Origin of the sequence: Microcoleus sp. BR0-C5 (assembly GCF_036705045.1) — a bacterium.
GTDB lineage: Bacteria > Cyanobacteriota > Cyanobacteriia > Cyanobacteriales > Microcoleaceae > Microcoleus.
This window is the reverse complement of the sequence record NZ_JAUBTR010000032.1, coordinates 60,743-79,017: the sequence shown is the minus strand read 5'-3', so window position 1 is coordinate 79,017 and position 18,275 is coordinate 60,743. Positions and strand designations below refer to the sequence as shown.

Annotated in this window: 18 protein-coding genes; 10 read left to right on the top strand and 8 right to left on the bottom strand. The window is 45.6% G+C overall.

Annotation, left to right across the window (positions count from 1 at the left end):
- The coding region (locus QUB08_RS17130; protein WP_333225832.1) for a tetratricopeptide repeat protein at positions 1–811 on the bottom strand (811 nt) is incomplete at its 3' end.
- Between the two features lie 84 nt (positions 812–895).
- Here QUB08_RS17130 and QUB08_RS17125 point away from each other — a divergent pair.
- From QUB08_RS17125 to QUB08_RS17115, 3 genes are all read left to right on the top strand, one after another.
- Positions 896–1,225 carry a hypothetical protein gene (locus QUB08_RS17125; RefSeq protein ID WP_333225828.1) on the top strand — a complete coding sequence of 110 codons (330 nt, stop codon included), beginning with the start codon at positions 896–898 and terminating at the stop codon, positions 1,223–1,225.
- Between the two features lie 59 nt (positions 1,226–1,284).
- Positions 1,285–1,653, top strand: coding sequence for a hypothetical protein (locus tag QUB08_RS17120; RefSeq protein ID WP_333225827.1), 369 nt, complete (start codon positions 1,285–1,287; stop codon positions 1,651–1,653).
- A gap of 99 nt (positions 1,654–1,752) precedes the next feature.
- Positions 1,753–2,115, top strand: coding sequence for a hypothetical protein (locus QUB08_RS17115; RefSeq protein WP_333225826.1), 363 nt, complete (start codon positions 1,753–1,755; stop codon positions 2,113–2,115).
- Positions 2,116–2,140: 25 nt separating this feature from the next.
- Here QUB08_RS17115 and tsaB read toward each other — a convergent pair whose 3' ends face one another.
- The 3 genes from tsaB to QUB08_RS17100 all read right to left on the bottom strand — a co-directional run bounded on the left by tsaB (position 2,141) and on the right by QUB08_RS17100 (position 5,129).
- Positions 2,141–3,031, bottom strand: coding sequence for a tRNA (adenosine(37)-N6)-threonylcarbamoyltransferase complex dimerization subunit type 1 TsaB (gene tsaB, locus QUB08_RS17110; protein WP_333225825.1), 891 nt, complete (start codon positions 3,029–3,031; stop codon positions 2,141–2,143).
- Between the two features lie 2 nt (positions 3,032–3,033).
- Positions 3,034–4,746, bottom strand: coding sequence for a serine/threonine-protein kinase (locus QUB08_RS17105; RefSeq protein WP_333225824.1), 1,713 nt, complete (start codon positions 4,744–4,746; stop codon positions 3,034–3,036).
- A gap of 134 nt (positions 4,747–4,880) precedes the next feature.
- Positions 4,881–5,129, bottom strand: coding sequence for a Ycf34 family protein (locus tag QUB08_RS17100; RefSeq protein ID WP_333225823.1), 249 nt, complete (start codon positions 5,127–5,129; stop codon positions 4,881–4,883).
- Between the two features lie 108 nt (positions 5,130–5,237).
- On the opposite strand from QUB08_RS17100, the gene QUB08_RS17095 reads away from it, so the two are divergent.
- On the top strand, positions 5,238–6,512 hold the full coding sequence (locus tag QUB08_RS17095) for a CCA tRNA nucleotidyltransferase (RefSeq protein ID WP_333225822.1): 1,275 nt from the start codon (positions 5,238–5,240) through the stop codon (positions 6,510–6,512).
- A 404-nt stretch (positions 6,513–6,916) separates the two neighbouring features.
- Here QUB08_RS17095 and QUB08_RS17090 read toward each other — a convergent pair whose 3' ends face one another.
- The 4 genes from QUB08_RS17090 to QUB08_RS17075 form a co-directional block, all read right to left on the bottom strand.
- Positions 6,917–7,264 (bottom strand): DUF952 domain-containing protein, encoded by a 348-nt coding sequence (locus tag QUB08_RS17090; RefSeq protein WP_333225821.1) that lies wholly within the window; start codon positions 7,262–7,264, stop codon positions 6,917–6,919.
- 19 nt (positions 7,265–7,283) lie between these two features.
- Positions 7,284–8,876, bottom strand: a complete 1,593-nt coding sequence (locus QUB08_RS17085; RefSeq protein WP_333225820.1) for a CocE/NonD family hydrolase — start codon at positions 8,874–8,876, stop codon at positions 7,284–7,286.
- Positions 8,877–9,224: 348 nt separating this feature from the next.
- Positions 9,225–9,677, bottom strand: coding sequence for a cupin domain-containing protein (locus QUB08_RS17080; protein ID WP_333225819.1), 453 nt, complete (start codon positions 9,675–9,677; stop codon positions 9,225–9,227).
- A 144-nt stretch (positions 9,678–9,821) separates the two neighbouring features.
- The gene (locus tag QUB08_RS17075; protein WP_445300928.1) at positions 9,822–10,607 is read right to left on the bottom strand and encodes a cysteine hydrolase family protein; all 786 of its coding nucleotides are present in this window, start codon (positions 10,605–10,607) and stop codon (positions 9,822–9,824) included.
- 197 nt (positions 10,608–10,804) lie between these two features.
- On the opposite strand from QUB08_RS17075, the gene QUB08_RS17070 reads away from it, so the two are divergent.
- The 6 genes from QUB08_RS17070 to QUB08_RS17045 all read left to right on the top strand — a co-directional run bounded on the left by QUB08_RS17070 (position 10,805) and on the right by QUB08_RS17045 (position 18,212).
- Complete coding sequence (locus QUB08_RS17070; RefSeq protein ID WP_333225818.1) at positions 10,805–12,250, top strand: amidohydrolase; 1,446 nt, start codon at positions 10,805–10,807, stop codon at positions 12,248–12,250.
- Positions 12,251–12,480: 230 nt separating this feature from the next.
- On the top strand, positions 12,481–13,746 hold the full coding sequence (locus QUB08_RS17065) for a serpin family protein (protein WP_333225817.1): 1,266 nt from the start codon (positions 12,481–12,483) through the stop codon (positions 13,744–13,746).
- Positions 13,747–13,877: 131 nt separating this feature from the next.
- Positions 13,878–15,080, top strand: coding sequence for a glycoside hydrolase family 10 protein (locus QUB08_RS17060; protein WP_333225816.1), 1,203 nt, complete (start codon positions 13,878–13,880; stop codon positions 15,078–15,080).
- A 14-nt stretch (positions 15,081–15,094) separates the two neighbouring features.
- The gene (locus tag QUB08_RS17055; protein ID WP_333225815.1) at positions 15,095–15,772 is read left to right on the top strand and encodes a TIGR02117 family protein; all 678 of its coding nucleotides are present in this window, start codon (positions 15,095–15,097) and stop codon (positions 15,770–15,772) included.
- A gap of 137 nt (positions 15,773–15,909) precedes the next feature.
- A complete protein-coding gene (gene hisA / locus QUB08_RS17050) occupies positions 15,910–16,683 on the top strand; it encodes a 1-(5-phosphoribosyl)-5-[(5-phosphoribosylamino)methylideneamino]imidazole-4-carboxamide isomerase (protein WP_333225814.1) in 774 nt (257 codons plus the stop codon).
- Between the two features lie 119 nt (positions 16,684–16,802).
- A complete protein-coding gene (locus QUB08_RS17045) occupies positions 16,803–18,212 on the top strand; it encodes a cation:proton antiporter (protein WP_333225813.1) in 1,410 nt (469 codons plus the stop codon).
- Positions 18,213–18,275: the final 63 nt, after the last annotated feature.

The window sequence follows — 18,275 nt, the reverse complement described above, 5'->3', positions numbered from 1 at the left end:
TGTAATACTCCAAAGCTTTTTGTTTTTCTCCCAATTCTGAGTAGACTAAACCGATGTTGTTGAGGGTGAGGGCTTCCCGGCGACGATCGCCCACTGCGCGACTTAGGGGCAGCGACTGGCTGTAATACTCCAAAGCTTTTTGTTTTTCTCCCAATTCTGAGTAGACTAAACCGATGTTGTTGAGGGTGAGGGCTTCCCGGCGACGATCGCCCACTGCGCGACTTAGGGGCAGCGACTGGCTGTAATACTCCAAAGCTTTTTGTTTTTCTCCCAATTCTGAGTAGACTAAACCGATGTTGTTGAGGGTGAGGGCTTCCTGCGATCGATCGCCCGCTGCGCGACTTAGGGGCAGCGACTGGTTATAATACTCCAAAGCTTTTGGTTTTTCTCCCAATTCTGAGTAGACTAAACCGATGTTGTTGAGGGTGACGGCTTCGATTGAGAGAGCACCTGTTGCCCGACTCAGGGGCAGCGACTGGTTGTAATACTCCAAAGCTTTTGGTTTTTCTCCCAATTCTGAGTAGACTAAACCGATGTAGTTGAGGGTGGCAGCTTCCTCCGATCGATCGCCCGCTTCTCGATACAGCTTTAATGCTTCTTCATATTTGGCGATCGCACCTTTTTTCGCTTCTACCGTTCCTTGCTGGTAGAGTTTTAGTCCCTCCTGGAATACTTTGTTAGCAGCGTCGATACTGGTAGTTTGTGCCGTTTGTGCGGGTTTACCTAGGGGGGCTGCTGCTACTGGCGGACTTAATTGAAGGGCGAGGGCGATCGACATACCAGCCAAAAACCATTGAGCGCGATCGAACATAGCCACCCCTTTTGTATTTTTGTCAATCTTAATCACTAGCTCGCTTAGTGTAAAGGCAGGAAGAAGTCAGGGCGATCGGCATTTTTGCTAGAGTTAACGAGTAGTGCGATTCTCTGCCGGATAGCGACGCTTGACGAACTTTTTCCCAGCATGAACAACATCCTAACTACCCCCGATCCCGTAACAACGCACTGGGATTGCCCCGAATGCGAAGGCACCGGTACCCTCAGCCCAGAAATTTGCCCTGTTTGTCTCGGAGCAAAATACATCGATCTCGCGACAATAACTAACTGGATGCTCGATTTTATGGAATCGCGCGGCTGCGATCGAGCTGATATCGAGCAATTGCGAACCGAAAACCCAGACCCGCTAACATTAACTTTTTGCCTCGAAGTTTGTATCGCGCTTAAATAAACAACGAAAACTTATGTTATAATTTATAGCATTAATAAATAATGCCAATTTGAACTGAGATGAGCGCTATCAAAGCAGGACAAAAATATTCAAAAAACAATATCTATCAAGGCTTCTATTTTGAACAGCACAAACATTTGGGGCTATACATTAAACACCGGAGAGATGAAGCACTAAGCCTGAGTGTTGTATCTAGTTGGTGCTACGGTAAAACCTCAAAAGTTCGCAGGCTTGCTTGCAAGCTGCAGAGTGCATTGTCAACCCTTAAGTCTAACCTAGATGACATCGTTTGTGCTGAAGTCCCACCCAATCACGTTCTTTTCAGGAACGGCTACAACTCTGAAATTGATCCAATAGAATGCTACTACGGGCCAACTGAGTTCGCTGAACAGTGGGACAATGAGTTTAGCGCGGGGTTTAGAGAATAATTTCATGAACAACCATCAGGAAAACTTTGTTTACCCCTGAATCTACCCAGACCATATAAAGGCTTCACGCTGGACGAACATCTCCACGTAGCTAAGATTATGTGTTGTCAGATTAGGCAGTCAGCAATCACAACCATCCTGATCTGGAATGCTTATGGAACCAATTCTAAGGCAACCAAGGCAGCTTACAAATGGTGGAAAGCGGCAACTGCCCTAGTCTCGGAACTTGATGAAGTCTCAGGTAATATTGGTATATATGCCATAACATATCCTAGTGACGAAGCCGATCGATTTGAGGTAGAAATTGCTGCCGATCAGAGCTTTGCGGAGCCGCTGAGAATGCCATTGCAAAAATCTCTTCTTCAAAAGGCTGTGGTGGCTAATGCCGGAAAAGTCACTAACGATACGTACAACCTGGATCTCGGATTGGATTGGCTAAAAGTCAACATCACTTATCCCTAATTACCACTTTCCCAATTCCCAATATTCAGTGTCCCTTAACCGGATGTTGCCCGTAATAAGGCAAAGCATCCGACCAATCAGGGCGACTTCCGTGTTTCCACTCCCAATAAGCCAATTCCAACACACTAGAAACCGACCAACCCAACTCGCTGCCCACTTCAATTAACTGATAAGAATTTTCCCAACTTTCCAACTTTTCCTGCCAAGATTCCGCCGTCATTACAGTATCAGGAAACAACTCAGTTAAACCAGAATCTTTGTTAACTGAATAAACAGCGCCAAACAATTGTCCCCGCTGTGCAGGCATTTGCAGCGCCATATCCTTTCTCAAAAGCCCCCCCTTAGCAAGGGGGGATTGAGGGGGTTCCGTATTCAAAAGCCCCCCCTTAGCAAGGGGCGGTTGGGACAGGGCGGTTTCATTTTCTTGTAGGGGCAAACCCTCGTGAAGAACCCCGATGCCTGAAATGCCCATGAAATCATCTGTGGGTGGGGGCGGGCACGGGGGCACCGCCCCTACAAAATCGCGGGAAGGTTCTGCACTCAAAAGCCCCCCCTTAGCAAGGGGGGGTTGGGGGGGTGCCGCCCAAGCCACAGCCGCCAAAGTTGAAACCGCAAAAACAGGAATATCCAACTGTTGAGCCAAAGTCCGCGCCGTCACCATACCCATGCGAGTCCCCGTGAAGCCTCCGGGCCCCTTCGCCACAGCAATAAAAGCCAAATCCGCCCAAGTTTGCGGCCCAATAAACTCGACTAAATACTGATGCAAATGAGTTGCTAAATCCCGATCCAAATTCCAAGTTTGGCAGCGAGAATCCCCGGCAAAATTGCTGATGGCTAAACCGAGTTCGCGACTAGCTGTGTGCAGGGCTAAGCCGTATTTTTTAACTGATGTTCCGTCTTGGGGATTGCTATTCACGATTACTGATAATTTTCCTTAACAAAAAACAGCGGCAAAGCCACAACTAAGCAACCCAAAAGAATGCCAAATATTCCCGTGTTTAAAATCCTGGAATTCCCCATGCCCCCACTCACCAAAAACAGCACTACTAAACTTGCAAATAAATTTTTATTGGCAAATTCTTTGTGTTGGGAAACTTGATGCTTCACCGTCATAAAACCAGAAGCAACTATTAGGGCGAACCACGAATTAAAAATCACTATTTGAGAGCCAAAGATAAACCAAACTAAGGCAAACATTAGCGCATCTATCCAAAAATCCTGAGTTTTCAACTTCGGCAGCCAAAATTCTTGGGTAGTAACAGGGGGGATTTTCTTGAGTAATTGATTGTGTTGCAGCCGCACGAGTTTGTTTCTCAATTTAATCTTGGGATCGATTTGCAATATTTGCTTCCACTCCGGGCGGCGAGAATTGTTGAGTCTTCCCAACAGCTTCACGGCTGCAACTTTATTTAGCTGCAAATCGGTGAGTCGGGTGGCAATTATTTGAGATAAGTGCGGATAGTAAACGGGGTTGTCTTCGGTTCTGTTGATGACGATAGTGAGCTGTTGCTTGGCTTGACTGATTTGGATTGTAACATTGTACGGGGCGAGATCCTCTTGTAAAGCTTGCTGAATTTCGGCTTGCTGTTGGCGAGTGAAAAGCGACACACCGGGCGCAGGTGTAACCACCCGTTCTGCGGGCGTTTCCGGCGCGTCTAGCACCGGTTGTGCGTCTAAATACACCGGTTTGGGGTTCAAGTGCCGGATGACTGCTGATGCTGAACTGTAGCGCCGATTGGTGGCACTTTGGAGCATGGTGTCGAGGATGCGGCCGAAATCATCGCTAACAGCAGTCTTCAAATAATTGCGCCAAGCCCAAGAATCCTCTGTACTGTCGAACAAATCGAAGGGAGGAATTTCAGTCAGCAAGTGAATGCAAGTAACCCCCAAACTGTAGATATCGCTGGCAAAAACTGCTTTTCCCATCAATTGTTCTGGGGCTGTATAAGCAGCACTGCCGATGATTGTACCAGTTTGCGGCAGTCCGGTTGCTGTTACTTTCTTAGCTGCACCAAAGTCTACTAAAACAATATCTTTTTGGAAAGGAGAGGGTTGATAGGAATTTTCTAAGGCGGGTAAAGGGGCTGGAGATAGCCGGCGGCGAATGATATTTTCTGGTTTGATATCGCGGTGAATAACTTTGGATTTGTGGACGAAGTGGAGCACGGGCAATAAATCGTTGAGGATTTGCCGAATTTGAGTTTCGGTGAATGCTCCTTTTTGTTCTAATTCTCTGGCTAGGTTTTTGCCGTCTATAAATTCTTGTACTAAATACTGTCTCCCGTCTTGTTCAAAATGCGCGATTAATTCGGGAATCTGGGGATGTTTTCCCAGTGTTTCTAGCTGGGATGCTTCTTGGTGAAATAGTTGAGCTGCTTTTTCGGCTGCGGTATTTTGCTGCAAAAATTGCTTGATTACGCACTGCGAAAAAATTAGGGGTTTGGTTTCATCAACTGCTAGAAATGTTCGGCCAAAGCCTCCTTGCCCGATCGGCTTTAGGGTTCGGTAGCGAGATGCTGATGGTGTTTCTGCGTCAATAGTTAACAACAATTTTGATCCGCAACTTTGGCACAATTCTGCATCCCCTGGGTTTTGCGGATTCTGACAAGTTGGGTTTAAGCAATAGCACATTGGATTTTAGATTTTAGATTTTAGATTTTAGATTTGTAATTGGGAATAAAAACTGTTGACTGTTGACTGTTGACTGTTGACTGTTGACTGTTGACTGCCAACTGCCAACTGCCAACTGCCAAATAACTAATGATTTAAGTCGGGACGAGTTCGCCTGGCCGCAATTTTGCCCATTTGCCGGTCTCTTGCTTGAAACTTTGACAGCCGACTACATCCCATTCCATTTCAATTTCGTCTTGGCGGGGGCGGATGTTAACGTTGATGGTGGGTTCTACGGGGTCGAAATCGGGTGTTTCGGTGAGGTGAATCTGTTCGTGCTGTTCTTCTACGGCGTGGTAGGTGAAGCAGCGGTCTACATAGTGGCAGTTAATACAAATACACATTCTTGATATCCTCTGTGCATTTCAAAAAGATTGGTGAAATTTGAGCTTTCTGTTAATCTAGCGTAGCAAGAGTTTAATTGTTTGTAAGGAAAGTAGATTTTTGTTGCGATGCCGATTAATTTGCCCTCTTCATTATCTCCTGATACTTGGCCGTTTGATTTGGAACTGCTGACACCGCCTGCTTATCTGGTGGGCGGTGCGGTGCGGGATGCGCTGCTGGGGAGGCGATCGCACTATTTTGATTTGGATTTCGTTATGCTAACACGGGCCGTGAAGACTGCTCGAAAAATTGCCGATCGCACGAAAGGTGGATTTGTCTTGTTGGATGCGGAACGCCAAATTGCGCGGGTTGTATTTGCGGGCGGTACGGTGGATTTGGCGCAAGCGGAAGGGGGGACTCTGGAGGGGGATTTGCTGCGCCGGGATTTTCGGATAAATGCGATCGCCTGCAATCCTTTTACAGGAGAAATCATCGATCCTTTGGACGGTCAAACTGATTTGCGGTTGGGTGTGCTGCGGATGATTTCGCGGTCAAATTTGGAGGACGATCCGCTGAGGTTATTAAGAGCTTACCGCCAAGCGGCGCAGTTGGGTTTTGCGATCGAACCGGAAACTCAATCGGCGATTCGGGAATTGGCGCCGCTGTTGAGTCGGGTAGCGGTGGAACGGGTGCGGACGGAATTAGGTTATTTGTTGAGCAATCCAGAGGGTGTTCCTTGGATTTGTCGCGGTTGCGAAGATGGTTTGTTTTCGATTTGGTTTGAAAGTGCGATCGACCGTTTTGATATTTTGACAAAAATTGATGCGTCTGCTGCCAAGTTAGCGACAATTTATCCAGATTTGGGGAGAGAATTTTCGCGATCGATTCGAGATACGATTAAAACGCCGTTGTTGGCGGTTGCGAAGCTGGCTATTTTGGCAGATTCTGACCCGACAATTGCTGAAACCGAGTTGCTGCGGTTGAAGTACAGCAATGCGGAGATTAAAAGTGCGATCGGGCTTTTGAAATACTTGCCCAAATTGCCAGCAAAACCAATCGCGGAAATGTCTTTGCGAGAACAGTATTTTTTGTTTCGGGATGTGGGAATAGTCTTTCCAGTTTTAGCGGTGTTGGCGGTGGCGGCGGGAGTTGCGGTTGAGGATATTTCACTGTTAATTAATCGCTATCTGGATGCTGATGATATTATTGCTCATCCCACACAATTAGTTAGTGGCAATGATTTAATGGAATATTTGAAATTGCCTAGGAGTCCACGCATCGGTCAATTTTTAATGGAGATTCAATTAGCGCGGGTGGAGGGGAGAATTGCGACTCGCGAAGATGCGCTGAAATTGGCGGCAGAGTTGGTAGATCAATCAGGTGAAATTGAGATTTTTCACTAATGTTAGAAACGGGCAAGATGCCCGTTCCACAATACACTTAATTGTCTTGTGGAACGGGCTTCTTGCCCGTTAGAAACGGGCTTCTTGCCCGTTCCACAAAAGATAAAATTTCTTGTGGGGAGTAGGGGTTGGGCTTCTAGCCCGCCCTAAAAAGATAAAATTTATTGTGAACCGTTGCTCAGAGCAACGCCCTAAAAAGTTAGTATACAATGGTGCAAAATGTGCATATTAACTTAGATATTGCACCATTCTCAATTAGCCTTTTCTGAACAGGCTTTCCGGCCTGTTCCACAAGAAAATTTATCTTTTGTGGAACAGGCTTTCCGGCCTGTTCCACAAGATACTTAATTGTATTGTGGAACGGGCATCTTGCCCGTTCTTGAGAATGGTACAAAATGTGCATATTAAACAACATCCCTTAATTCTTCCGGTAATTCAAACTTGCCATCGGCACCCGGTTCAAACTCAACAACTTTCAACACAGCATCAACATTCAGAGGCCCGTAAATGTGCGGGTAATTCTCACCCGCAGCCAATTCATACTTAAGTTCAGATTCTACTTTGTCCGAGTCAATCCAAAGCAGCAGCAATCCTGTTTGTCCCAAAAAAAATTTATTAGCCGATCTAAGAACTTGTGTCAGAGTCGAACAGTGGATAAATCCTTCTGTATCTAGCGTATCGCCGCGATAGGATTGAACTTGTTTTGCTTGTTCCCACTGTTGGCTGCGGGTGATGTGAAAAATAATGCTCATAATTGAATAAGTTCTAGGTTTAATCGACAATTGGCAGCAAAATTTGAGAGGGACAATTCCCGCCACAACTTACTGTCAGCGTGATAATTTTAGCATCGATCGCCCGCGCTTCACCGTCCGGCGCAGCCGTTCCCGGATTCACGTCGTAAGCGGGAAAACAAGCCGCACTCAAACTCAGACGCAACGCATTACCTTGGGCAATTTGCATACAAGTTGCTTGCAGCACAATTGTTACAGGTATTTCACCTGAATTCACCCGCACGTAACCTTGAGTAAAATTGTAGACGCTGCCGCTATCTTTGACCTCAGAAAGTATGGCACACAAATCAAAACTTGGCGCATCTGCGGTACAAAATACTTCGACAATTATATCTCCAGCTAAGTGCAAATCTGCTGTTAGCGGTGCCGAAGTGTATGTTAACACATCAGTGCGGCAGTCAATAGTCGATCGCTCGATCGCACCTGCAGGAAATGCCGCGTGACCTCCCAAGGATGGCACCGGCCGCCAAGGGTCATGTACGAATATATCATCAGTGCCAACATCCGCGCAACTTTCTGTTAAAATACCCGCATCTTCTCTCATCGCGGCAAGTCCGGTACTTCCTAAAAAATAAGATTTATGATTATTATTAGGCCATTTATCAAATTTCCGCCAATCATTCCTCCCCATCTCAAATAGCGAAATCGGCAGCTCATCTAATATTCCTGTATCAACTCCCTTGAGGAATTGATCGAACCAGCGAATTTGCAGCTCATCCACAGGATTTGAAGCTGCCAAACCATAATCCCACTCTCCCACTTTTCGCCCCCAAGGTAAATGCGCCCAAGGGCCAATTATCAAATGCTGCGGACAGGAACTCCGGCGCGCCATTTCCTTGTAAAGATGGATTGTTCCCCGCAAATAAGTATCAAACCAACCCCCCACGTGCAGCATTGGCAAATCTAAATCTTTGATGTTTGGCGATAACTTTTCCCAATACTCGCTCGGTCGATAATTATCCAACCAATCGTGATAATATGAGTCTGGTGCAAGATTTTTAATAATCTCAGGACGCGCGGGCACGGTATCGTATAGGGGGAGATTTCTCGAAGCTGCATAAAAGGCTTGATAGGCAGAAATATCGGCTTTTAAGCGAGCGGTTTCTGCCGCTAGCTGAATTGCCCAGCCGAGATTTGATTGCAGACAAAATGCGCCGCCTTCATAGGCCCAATCTGCGTATAAATTGCCGCCTACCATTGCCGGACAAATTGTGATTAATGCGATCGGTTTAGCAGCCGCCGCGTAGAGTTGAGTCATGCCTTGGTAGGAAAAACCGTACATCCCGACTTTGCCGTTACTTCCCGGCAAATTAGCTGCCCAATTGACGCTATCAAAACCGTCTTGTGTTTCGCTAACAAAGGGGTTAAATTCGCCTTCGGAAGTGCCGCGTCCCCGCACGTCTTGGATGACAACGATGTAGCCGTGTTTGGCGTACCATGCGGGATGGGAATATACTACTGTAGAGGCGATCGCCCTTCCGTAAGGTTGCCGCATTAACAATACTGGAAATTCGCCCTCCGCATCGGGGCGGTAGATGTCAGCATCTAAACGAACCCCATCTTTAGTTAGCATTGACGCTGTTTTTTTCGGACAAAGTTTCAGCATAAATCCTAAAAAACATCAACTAAAAAAGTTCGTAGTAACTGAGATGTTGCACCATTCTCGATAAGCATTTTATGAACAGGCTGGACGGCCTGTTCCACAATAAAATTCATCTCTTGTGGAACAGGCCGTCCAGCCTGTTCTTGAGGGGCAGGATGCCCAACCCCTACTCCCCACAATAAAATTCACTCTTTGTGGAACAGGCCGGAAAGCCTGTTCTTGAGAATGGTGCAACATCTCAGTAGTAAGGGCTTTAGCTTGTTCTCTAAGCACTCAAGTCCTTACTACAAACCTAGGACTCAAGTCCTTACTACAAACCTAGCACGGTACGAGTACATCCGATCGCCCAAGAACTCTCATATCTTCCTCATCGAGTTCGACTGGTGTACCGCTGCGAATTAGTTCCACAAAATCCTCATTCGGCACCATGATGCACAAAGTGTACAAACGTTCACTTCCCGTATTCTCAATTACATGAGTGCCTGTAGGAGGCACTAACAAACTATCTCCCGGTTGAATGCTAACTGTTTTGCCATCGCAGGTTGCTTGCCCTGTTCCTTTGAGTACAAAAAACATTTCTACTGCAAATTGATGGCGGTTGGGAGGGGTTTTGCCGCCCACATCGAAAATTTCCACGCAAACTGTTAATGAAACATTAGCTATTACCGGATCGAAGACGATAGCTAATCTATTAGTATCGCCCGGACTGATGCGAAATGCTTGGTAGTCTTTCGGAGACTTTATAACAGGAATCACGCACTGGTTTGTCATTTTTTTGTGCTTAATTGTTAATTGTCGTAGGGGCAGTGCCCCCGTGCCCGCCCAGCCCCGTACCCGCCTACTCAGTTTCTTAATCAAGAGGGGCAACCACGGGGGGATTGCCCCTACACTCATTCTAGGAATCATTGCTGACTACTATTTAATTGCTTCTAACATAGCCTGAGAATCCGACAAAAAACCAAAACATTGTTTAACGTTATAAAGAGTAGCTTGCCAGCAATACTCGGGAGATGTCGTAGCTGTACAATCTTTGACTAAAATACAGTCGTAACCGAGGAAATTAGCATCTTGCAGGGTAGCCATGACGCACTGATCGGCGTTTACTCCTCCAAAGAAAAGTGTAGTTCTGCCGAGGTTCCGCAAGATACTATCTAAAGGAGTATCCCAAAAGCCACTCATCCGATATTTATCAACACAAATATCCTCCGGTTTGGGTTTTAATTCATCGACAACCTGCGCCGCCCAACTCCCAGCCATCAGTACAGGTGCGTTGTTTTTTGGCAGCGGATCTCCCAAACCTACGCCGTCGCCTGTGGGATTGTAAACGTGACGGGAAGCTGCACTAATATTGAGCAAATCGGGGCGGTTCCCCCAGTTTATCCAAATAATTGGTACTGCGTGCGATCGCAATTTTGGCAGCAAATTTTTTAAAGGATTAATTGGAGTTCTGGCGGGCGTTACATCTACGCCAATATGTGCTAGCCAACCGTCGGGATGACAGAAATCGTTTTGCATATCTATCACCAACATTGCTGCTTTTGCTAAGTCCAAACGCAGGGTTTTAGTTTCTGTTTCCAGGGTAACAGGTTGAGGCGCGATCGGCGATCGGGTGATATCAGCAATTTTGGCATCAACTTTCCAAGCATTCGGCGGTACGCCCAAGGTGCGGAGAGAATCAGGATTCATATGATTGTGACTCAAAAACGATTTTAATGTTATAACAATTTGATTGTTACTAACTTGTCATATCTTAAATCTTTGTTATAATTAAGTATCAGGGGTAACTTTTTGATAAAATTTAGGATTTATTAACTTTATTAAACTTGGGCGGTCGCAAATGTTAGCGCCTGGGAATCATCCAACAAAAATTAATGTAAATTTACAAAAAGGGTAAATCTGTGAGCTTTACAATTCAAAATGCTTTAATTGCGGTTGATAGCGGTTATGAAACCGCAGACGTGCAAGTTGTGGATAATTGCATAAGTGCGATCGCGCCCAATAACCCCTCCTCTAATCTCCCCCCTTACCAAGGGGGGGATAGGGGGGGTCAAACAGTTATTAACGGCAAAAATAAGCTGCTGCTGCCCGGTTTTGTCAACGCCCACACTCACTCTTCAGAAATGTGGCAACGAGGCATTATTCCCCCTTTGCCGCTGGAGTTGTGGATTGCCGAATTATACGATTTTACGCCTCTCGATCCCGAACAAGTTTACTTGAGTGCCTTGGGAACTGCGGTAGAAACATTGCTGTCGGGCGGTACAAGCGTAGTCGATCATTTAGTTTTGATTCCGGGGCAAGAATTAGAGACAATCGCCGCCGCAGTTCGCGCTTATCAAGAAATCGGTATCCGCGCTTTTATCGGGCCGTTAATTCAAGATGAATCCCTGACAGCGGGAATGCCTGCGGGCGATAGCGGTATCGAACACGCGGCTTACATTCGCTCGACTAAGGCAACTTTAGAGTTAATGGAAACAGCAATAAAACAGTTTCACAATCCCGAAAAAGCTGTTAATATGTTGTTGGCGCCGACGGGAATTCAACTGTGTTCTGATGCTTTGTTTGAAGGCTGCATCGAATTGAGCGATCGCTACAATCTTTGCCGGCACGCCCACCTATTAGAAACCCCCGCTCAAAAACAGTTAGCTTATGAAAAATACGGCTGTAGCGCTGTCGAACACCTGAAAAAAATTGGTTATTTGAGTCCGCGAACTTCCTTAGCGCACTGCGTTTGGCTGGAAGATTCCGACATTGCAATTATGGCAGAAACTGGAGCGACAGTTGTACATAATCCCCTCAGCAACTTGCGCTTGGGAAGCGGGATTGCACCGATTTTGAAATACCGCCAAGCGGGAGTCAACGTATCTTTTGGCTGCGACGGCGCTGCTAGCAATGACTCTCAAGATTTGCTGGAAGCGATAAAAATTGGTTCGATTTTGCACAATATCACGGATTTGGATTACCGCCAATGGATTACACCGAGCCAGTCTGTAGAAATGGCATCCCTGGGAGGAGCAAAAGGCTTGAATCTCGCCGATGAAATGGGTTCGCTGACAGTCGGTAAAAAAGCAGATTTTGTGCTGTATGATTTAACCAGTTTATCATTGCTGCCGCGCACCGATCCGATCGGCTTGCTAATATTGGGGCGCCCGACTAATGCGGTAGACAGCGTTTGGGTAAACGGCAAGCAACTTGTAGCCGAAGGTAAGGTAAAAACGATCGATGTTCATGCTTTGAGGCGGGAATTATTCGATCGCAGCGAGTGGACTAGCAAGCGTCAATCGCAAACAGTGAGCGAGATTGAAGCGCACTACCGCCAAGTGATGAAACTGCAAGGTTATTCTTAAAAGCTATCCTCTGTTTTCCTAAAATACGATATTGTCCTTTGCTACAATCTCAAGTACCCTTAGACACCGTATTTTAGGGAAGCATCACCAGCGTTAAAAGTCAGTTAAATTATCCCATACAGCCTCAAACAAAAAATATCGGTAACAATAAATTCAGCCAAAGTAAATTAATTACAACAGGTAAGTCATAATAGAAAAGTAATATCGCTCCCCAACTAGAGATAACAGTTATGTCATTGAAAACCAGGCTGGCTACTGTCGCCATCATTACATTAGCAATTTTCGCAGAATTAGCGCCGGCACTTAAAATTAACCCCGTCAACCTCGTAAATCCTAATCACTCAAAAGCTGCAGCCATGACACCCCCTAACAACCAGAGCGATGTAGACGCCAGACTTGTTGCAGCTAATACCAAATTTGGTTTTAACTTGTTCAACACCCTCAGCAAACAACAGCCGAATAAAAATATCTTTATTTCACCTACTTCTGTCGCCCTCGCGCTGTCAATGGCATACAACGGAGTTAGCGGAGAAACCAAACAAGAAATGACAAAAGTTCTCGAATTAACGGGAATGACTCCGCAAGAAATCAACGCAGCGAATCAAGCTTTGCAAAATAGTTTTCAGAAAGTTGACCCCAATGTCCAAGTATTAATTGCTAACTCGCTTTGGGCGCAACAAGGCTTCTCCTTAAAACCAGAATTTATGCAAACAAATCAAAAATACTACAATGCTAATCTTACCGAAATAGACTTTATGAATCCGCAAGCTCTTAGCATCATTAACAACTGGGTGAGCCAAAAAACTCAAGGAAAAATTGATCAAATAGTCGAAAAAATTAGCCCCAATCAAGTCTTGTTTTTGATTAACGCTATCTATTTCAAAGGCAACTGGAAAACCCCCTTTGATAAATCTCAAACTGCGAACAAAACTTTCTCTTTAACCGACGGCAGTTCCAAACAGCATCCGATGATGTCCCAGAAAGGCATTTATGGGTACTACGAAACAGACACATTTCAAGCAGTCAGTTTACCTTACGGAAAAGAAGGCGCTCTGGCTATGTATATTTTCTTGCCCAACTCCAATAGCAATTTGGCAAATTTCTTGCAGCAATTAACACCAGAAAACTGGAATGAATGGATGCCAGAATTTACAGGGGTAAATGGTACAATTGAAATACCCCGCTTCAAAATACAGTATGAAGTTCAACTCGAAAACACACTCATAGCTTTGGGCATGGCAGGAATTTTTGATAGCTCAAAAGCCGATTTTTCTCCGATGACGACTGATAACAACGTAGCAGTAGATTCAGTAAAACACAAAACATTTGTCGAAGTGAACGAAGAAGGTACAGAAGCAGCCGCCGTCACTTCCATCGGGTTAACCAGATCTAGATCGTCTTTTGAAATGAATGTAAACCGTCCATTCTTTTGTGCCATTCAAGACAATACTACAGGAACAATATTATTTATGGGTACCATCGTTGACCCCCAATAATATCAAAAATAGTAGGTGCGTCAAGAAGTGTTCGATCGACTTTTAATAAAATAACCCTAGCTGGCGCACCCTACCAAGCTAATTATACGGTAAAATATCAGTCTAAAAATAATCATATTTGCGACAAATTGATGATTAAACTGCACAAATGGCAGCGGATACTGGCTTTAATAGTTGTTTTTGCGATCGCCCTTACCTCCTCCGCGATTTTATCCCCGCGTCTCTTGGCTCAAACCCCGCCCAAAACTCCAACAACCGAATTGCGCGGCGTCTGGCTGACGAACATTGACAGCGACGTTATTTTCTCCCGCAACAACATCATTGACGCTGTAAATCGACTGGATCAACTCAATTTCAATACCATCTATCCCACGGTTTGGCAAGGAGGCTATACGCTTTATCCGAGCGCTGCAGCCCAACGAGTATTCGGACAGTCGATCGACCCCTCGCCTGGATTGAAAGACCGAGACATCCTCAAAGAAATTATAGCACAATCCAACCAAAAAGGTATAGCAGTAATCCCCTGGTTTGAGTTTGGTTTCATGGCTCCCGCCGAATCGGAATTAGCCACACTTCACCCAGAGTGGCTGGCGCAGCGGCGCGACGGTTCAACTATTTGGAAAGAAGGCAAACACGATCGAGTTTGGCTGAATCCCTTTCATCCCCAAGTGCAGCAATTTATCTTAGATTTAATCCTAGAAATTGTCGATAATTATGACATAGATGGCATTCAATTTGACGACCATTTCGGCTTGCCAGTAGAATTTGGCTACGAGCCACTAACAGTGTCAATGTATCAAGAACAAATCAAAAGTCCTCCCTCCGACGACCCTCGCGAAACCTTCTGGGTGCGCTGGCGCGCTGACAAAATCAACGACTTCGTGGGGCGAGTTTCCCGCGCCATCAAATCCCGCAAAGAAAAATGTATTGTCAGCTTATCTCCGAACCCTTTTCACTTTTCTTTACCCGCCCACTTGCAGGACTGGTTTACCTGGGAAAGACGCGGCTACATCGACGAAATTGTGTTGCAGGTTTATCGCAGCGATATCAAACGTTTTAGTGCCGAACTGGAACGGGAAGAAGTTAAATTAGCTAAGCTTAACATTCCAACTGCGATCGGCATTTTGACAGGCCTTAAAAATAATTCCGTGCCCCTCAAACAAATTCAAGAACAAGTGCAAGAAGTGCGAAAAAGAGATTTCGCTGGCGTGTCGTTCTTTTTTTACGAAAGTTTGTCGAATTGGGCTAACGAAACCCCCGAACAGCGCCATTCGGCATTGCAAGAATTCTTTCCCACAAAGATGCAGCGCCCGCCATCCGAAGGCAGAATTTGAAACCCACGGTTAAAATGAGAAAAATCATACAGCGCTTAGGAATTGTCATCTTATCTTTAAGCGCTTTCTTAACAATTGGCTATTTCACTCCCAGAAAGTGGGGAAATTACTCGCAAGCCGATTGCACCATGTCTCTATACATTTCCAACCAAGGAATTCACACCGAAATCATTGTTCCAGTTAAAAATAAATATTTTGACTGGAATCAATTTTTACCGCTAACAGAAATAGGGCGGGATGCCACTTCTGATTATAAATATTTGTCTTTTGGCTGGGGAGATCGAGCTTTTATGTTGGAAACTCCCACATCAGGAAGTATCAACCCAGTTACAGCTTTCAAGGCGCTATTTCTCCCTACGCCGTCTACCGTACACGTTCAAAGTTATCGGCTTTTACCCCAAAATATAGAAACCAAATGTGTCAAAATTAGCGGCGAAAATTATCTGAATATGGTAGATTTTATTAAAAATTCATTTCTATTAGACGCAGCAGGTAAGAAAATAAAAATTAGCTACGGCTACGACAACAGCGATAGTTTTTATGAAGCAAAAGGTAGTTACTATGTTTTGAGAACTTGCAACGACTGGACGGCAGAAGCTTTGCAAAAAGCTGATATCAATACTCCTTTATGGTCTACGCTTTCTTCGGCGATTATGTTTCATCTTAATAGCGGTTGCGAATGTCACAAATAAATGGTACTAGGCAATCGTAAGACTCTCTTTACTTTAGGTTATAAAATTTATAATGAATGATTATGTATGGGTGGGAATCTTCCCTAAAGTTGCATTCTTTTTTTTAGCTGGTATAATTAGCAATTTGAGGAAAAATTATGAACGTAATTCCAGCGATCGACTTATTGGATGGAAAATGCGTCAGATTGTATCAGGGAGACTACGCGAAGTCTCAAACTTTTAACGACAACCCCGGATCAGTCGCCAGACAGTGGGTAAATGAAGGCGCAACCATGCTGCATTTAGTAGACCTCGATGGCGCCAAAGCAGGTTATCCAGTCAACCAAGCAGCCATTGAAGCGATCGTCCGATCAGTAGACGTTCCCTGTCAAGTAGGTGGGGGAATGCGCGATCGCGCCTCGGTTGCTGCTATCCTCAATTTAGGCGTCCGGCGCGTCATTCTCGGCACTGTAGCCGTCGAACAACCGCAATTAGTCGGCGAATTGTCCGCCGAATTTCCCGGCCGAATTCTGGTCGGCATTGATGCCAGAAATGGTAAAGTTGCTACTAGAGGCTGGCTAGAAACTTCGGAAGTTTTAGCGACAGAATTGGCGCAAAAAATGGCCGAGTTAGGGGCGGCTGAAATTATTTACACCGACATTCACCGTGACGGTACTATGGAAGGGCCGAATTTGGAATCTTTGCGCGAAATTGCTAACGCTATTTCGATTCCGGTGATTGCTTCCGGTGGCGTTAGTTCGATCGCAGATTTGTTGAGTTTGCTGGCTTTGGAACCAATTGGTGTCAAAAGTGCGATCGTTGGTAGGGCAATTTATACCGGCGATATCTTGCTAAAAGAAGCAATTCAAGCAGTCGGACAAGGGCGGTGGCAGGATGTACCGCCAGATTTGGGTTCTTCAAGTTTTGCTTGATAGTCATGTCGAGTTAACTGGCTACCCAATATGTAACAGTTATCAATTTTCCGACTCACAGTCAACAGTCAACAGTCAACAGTCACCGTAGAATCGTATTTCTTACCATCATCGTACCCATGTTTTTGAACCATACAATTACAGCTTTAAGTTCTGGGATGGCTTCTCTAGTTGCTCCCATACCTTTGTTAGCAACAGTCGAGGCAGAAAATTCGCCGATCGTCCTCAGCGGAGTTTTGCTCACTTTGGTAGTGATTTATCTCGCCAGTAAATTAGGCGCGGAAGCGGCTAGAAACTTCGATTTTCCGCCGGTTTTGGGGGAACTTGTAGCAGGGGTAATTGTCGGGGTATCTGCTTTACACCTAGTCGTTTTTCCCGAAGCAGGGCTGTCAGCATCAGACTCAGGGATTATGACAGTTCTGCAATCGATTAATCATCTGTCTCCTGCCGCCCTCACCAGTGTGTTTGAATCCCAGAGTGAAGTCATTTCAGTGCTGGCTGAATTAGGCGTAATTATTCTGCTGTTTGAAATTGGCTTAGAATCGGATATCAGACAACTCAAAGAAGTGGGGGTTCAAGCTGTCGTTGTCGCTTGTGTCGGCGTGGCAGTTCCCTTTGCCGCCGGTACTGCGGGCTTGATGCTCATTTTCCACACGGCGGCGATTCCGGCGATTTTTGCGGGGGCTGCTTTGACGGCAACCAGCATCGGAATTACCTCCAAAGTTTTGTCGGAATTAGGACAACTCAAATCTAAAGAAGGTCAAATCATTGTTGGTGCGGCGGTGATTGATGATGTGTTAGGAATTATTGTCCTAGCTGTTGTTGCCAGTTTAGCGAAAACTGGTGAGATTGATGTTGTTAATGTCATCTATTTGATTGTCAGTGCAACTGCTTTTCTGCTAGGTTCGATTCTATTGGGCGGTGTGTTTAACAAAACCTTTTCAGCAGTCGTAGACACACTCAAAACTCGCGGCAATATAGTGATCCCGGCATTTATCTTTGCTTTCTTCATGGCGTTTCTGGGCAATGCAATTCATCTCGAAGCGATTTTGGGTGCGTTTGCGGCTGGTTTGGTATTGGATGAAAGCGATGCCCGCGAGGAGTTGGATGAATTGGTGAAACCCATCGCCGACTTATTTGTACCCATCTTTTTTGTAACAGTGGGATCTCGGGCGGATTTGGGGGTTTTGAACCCAACAGTGCCGGATAATCGGGCTGGCCTTTTGATTGCCGTATTTTTGATTGTGGTTGCGATTTTTGGCAAGCTGGTGACTGGTTGGGTGGTGTTTGGTCTGCCGGGAATCAATCGATTGGCGATCGGAGTGGGGATGATTCCTCGGGGCGAAGTCGGGTTAGTGTTTGCCGGCATCGGTTCGGCGAGTGGGGTTTTGGATAAACCCTTAGAAGTGTCGATTATTATCATGGTGATTCTGACGACATTTTTAGCGCCGCCTTTTCTGCGGGTTGCCTTTGGCGATACGGTAGAGCCTCCTGCTAGCGGGGAACCTTCTAGCGAGCAAATCGTTTGATTAGCGGGTGATATTAAGTCGGTTTTGAGGTGGTTGGGGGCGATCGGCTGGTATTGAATCACT